We start from the raw sequence: 3,515 nt of genomic DNA, 5'->3' as shown, positions 1-3,515 counted from the left end.
GCGCGGCACGGTGCCGGTTTCCCCTTCGATCTGGTCCGGCCCCGCCGGCTGAACATTCCCCACGGAGATCCCCATGTCCGAGAACAAGACCGCGCTGGTCGTCAGCGCCCATTCCGCCGACTTCGTCTGGCGCGCGGGCGGTGCGATCGCGCTGCACGCCGCGCAGGGCTGGAAGGTGCACATCGTCTGCCTTTCGTTCGGCGAGCGCGGTGAATCCGCCAAGCTCTGGCGCCAGCCGGGCATGACCATGGCGAAGGTGAAGACGGACCGGCGCGCCGAGGCCGAGGAAGCCGCCGGCATCCTCGGCGCCAGCGTCGAGTTCTTGGATATCGGCGACTACCCGATGCGCGCCGACCTGGATGTCGTCTTCCACCTGGCGAAGATCTACCGCGAGCTGCGCCCGTCATTCGTGCTCAGCCATTCGCTGAAAGATCCGTACAACTTCGATCATCCGCTTGCCACGCACGTCGCCCAGGAAGCGCGCGTGGTCGCGCAGGCCCACGGACACGACCCGGAGGTGCCGGTGATCGGTGCCCCGCCGGTTTACCTGTTCGAACCGCACCAGCCGGAGCAGTGCGAGTGGAAGCCGGAGCTGTTCCTCGATATCTCGTCGGTGTGGGAGAAGAAGCAGGCCGCGTTCGAAACCATGCGCGCGCAGGAGCACCTGTGGGAGTACTACACCCGGGTTGGCCTGCAGCGTGGCGCGCAGGCGACGCGTAACTCCGATTTCAAGATCAAGTACGCCGAAGCCTTCCAGCGTGTGTTCCCGCATGTCACCCAGGGCACGCTCGCATGATCGGCGTCGTCGTCCGCAACCGGCCCTCGATCACGCCCGACCAGGCGGAGACGCTGGCCTCCATGGGCGTCGCCACCGTGCACGAGGCGCAGGGCCGTACGGGTTTGTTCCTGCCGCCGATCCAGCCGATCCAGCAGGACCGCGCCATCGCAGGTTCCGCGGTCACGGTGCTGGCCCAGCCGGGCGATAACTGGATGCTGCACGTGGCCGTCGAGCAGTGCCGCCCCGGCGATGTGCTGGTCGTGGCCTGTACCACCGAGAACACCGACGGCATGTTCGGCGACCTGTTGGCGACCTCGCTCATGGCGCGTGGCGTCGCCGGGCTCGTGATCGATGCCGGTGTGCGCGACAGCGCTGAATTGCGCCGCATGGGCTTCCCCGTGTGGGCGAAGGCCGTGCACGCGCGCGGCACCGTCAAGGCCACGCTCGGCTCGGTGAACGTGCCGGTGGTGATCGGCGGCCAACTGGTGAAGGCCGGTGATGCGATCGTCGCCGACGATGACGGCATCGTGGTGGTGCCGCATGCCTCGGTGGACGCCGCCATCGCTGCCTCGCGCAAGCGCGTGCTCAACGAAGAAGCCAAGCGCGAACGCCTTGCGGCGGGTGAGCTTGGCCTGGATATTTACGATATGCGCCCGCGCCTGGCGGAAGCCGGCCTGCGCTATGTGGACGACCTGCCGAATGAATAACCCGCTCAAGAGCTGCCTGCCGCCGGACCCGAACCCGACGAAACCGTTGCAGGCGATGCCCCCGCTATCGTGCGACGCACACTGCCACGTCTTCGGCCCGGCGGATCGCTTCCCCTATGCACCCGACCGCAGCTACACGCCGCCGGATGCACCGTACGAGCACCTCGTGGCCCTGCATGATTTCCTCGGCTTCGACCGTGGCGTGATCGTGCAGGCGAGCTGCCACGGCACCGACAACACGGCGATGCTAGACGCGATCGCCCGCAGTAACGGCCGCTACAAAGGCGTCGCCATCGTCGACGACGGCATCGACGAGAAGGGCCTGGTTGCCCTGAACGATGGCGGCGTGCGTGCCGTGCGCTTCAACTTCGTGCAGCATCTCGGCGGCCGCCCGGACATGCAGGTGTTCTGGCGTGTGCTGGATCGCGTGGCCGAGATGGGCTGGCACGTCGTGCTGCACCTGGATGCGCAGGATATCGTGGAACTCCAGGACGTCCTGGCGAAGATCCGCGTGCCCTTCATCATCGACCACATGGGCCGCGTGCAGGCCGCGAAGGGTGTTGAACAGGAACCGTTCCGCCTGCTGCTGGCGCTGATGCGCGATAATCCGCTCGCGTGGGTGAAGGTCTGTGGTGCCGAGCGCGTCTCGGTTGGCAAGCGTCCGTTCGATGATGCGATCCCGTTCGCCCAGGCCCTGATCGAGGCCGCGCCGGATCGCGTGCTCTGGGGTACGGACTTCCCCCATCCCAATATCTCCAAGGATATGCCGAACGACGGCGGCCTCGTCGACCTGATGTTCCGATTCTGCCCCGACGAGGCGCTGCGCCACCGCCTGCTCGTGGATAACCCCGCCCGCCTCTACGACTTCACCTGACGAGCGTGACCATGCCCGATACCACCGCCCTCCCGCCAGCGCGCCCGCGCAAGCCGTTCTATCGCCAGCTCTATGTGCAGGTGCTGGTGGCGGTGGTCCTCGGCGTCATCCTCGGTTACCTCTCGCCACGCTATGCCGTGGCGATGAAGCCGTTCGGCGACGCGTTCATCGCACTGATCCGGATGGTGATCGGGCCGATCATCTTCTGTACGGTCGTCACCGGCATCGCCGGCATGCGCGACATGCGCAAGGTCGGCCGCGTCGGTGGAAAGGCACTGCTGTACTTCGAGATCATCTCGACCATCGCGCTGTTCTTCGGCCTTGTCGCCGGGCACATCTTCCACCCGGGCACGGGCTTCAACGTCGACCCGTCAACGCTGAAGTCCAATGAGGTCGCGTCGTTCGTGGCGCAGGGCCACAACATCGAGTCGATCGACTTCCTGCTCAGCATCATTCCCACGACGTTCGTCAACGCGTTCGCCAAGGGTGACGTGCTGTCGATCCTGCTGATCTCCGTCCTTTTCGGCTGCGCCCTGGCGTCGGTCGGCGAGCGCGGCAAGCCGGTCTACGACGTGATCGAAGCCGGCGCACAGGTGTTCTTCAAGATCGTCCACTACATCACCGCGGTGTCGTCGATCGGCGCGTTCGGCGCGATCGCGTTCACGATCGGCAAGTACGGGGTGGTCGCGCTCGTGCCGCTGATGGAGCTGATCGGCAGCTTCTACCTCGTCTGCATCATCTTCGTCGTGCTGATCCTGGGCATCGTCGGTCGCTTATGCGGTTTCAGCATCATTCGCTTCTGCGGGTACATCAAGGATGAGCTCCTGATCGTCCTTGGCACCTCCTCATCCGAGGTCGTGCTGGCGCCACTGATGCGCAAGATGGAGGAGGCTGGCTGCCCGAAGGAGACCGTCGGTCTCGTCGTGCCGACGGGCTACTCGTTCAACCTCGATGGCACCAACATCTACCTGACCATGGCGATCCTCTTCATTGCCCAGGCCCTCAACGTCGACCTGACCCTCGAGCAGCAGGTCACCGTCGCCATCGTCGGCATGCTGACCTCGAAGGGTGCCTCCGGCGTCGCCGGCGCCGCGCTCGTTATGCTCGCCTCAACCCTCCGCGTCGTTCCCGTGGTGCCGGTGGCCGGCATGGTGCT

The 3,515-nt window shown here is 65.8% G+C and carries 4 protein-coding genes; all 4 read left to right on the top strand.

From position 1 onward, the window contains the following. The first annotated feature begins 73 nt into the window (after positions 1-73). Positions 74-796 (top strand): PIG-L deacetylase family protein, encoded by a 723-nt coding sequence (locus ACTHLF_RS15880; protein ID WP_440328467.1) that lies wholly within the window; start codon positions 74-76, stop codon positions 794-796. Beyond that, positions 793-1,485, top strand: a complete 693-nt coding sequence (locus ACTHLF_RS15875) for a 4-carboxy-4-hydroxy-2-oxoadipate aldolase/oxaloacetate decarboxylase (protein WP_440328465.1) — start codon at positions 793-795, stop codon at positions 1,483-1,485. Before ACTHLF_RS15880 ends, ACTHLF_RS15875 begins: the two co-directional genes overlap by 4 nt. Next, positions 1,478-2,359, top strand: coding sequence for an amidohydrolase family protein (locus ACTHLF_RS15870; RefSeq protein WP_440328463.1), 882 nt, complete (start codon positions 1,478-1,480; stop codon positions 2,357-2,359). The genes ACTHLF_RS15875 and ACTHLF_RS15870 overlap by 8 nt, the downstream gene beginning before the upstream one ends. A gap of 11 nt (positions 2,360-2,370) precedes the next feature. Then, a partial coding sequence (dctA, locus tag ACTHLF_RS15865) for a C4-dicarboxylate transporter DctA (protein ID WP_440328461.1) occupies positions 2,371-3,515 on the top strand: 1,145 nt, incomplete at its 3' end.

It is taken from the genome of Luteibacter sp. (genome assembly GCF_051958795.1).
Lineage (GTDB): Bacteria > Pseudomonadota > Gammaproteobacteria > Xanthomonadales > Rhodanobacteraceae > Luteibacter.
Note: the sequence above shows the minus strand (reverse complement) of the source record. Positions and strands in the feature narration are given on the sequence as shown.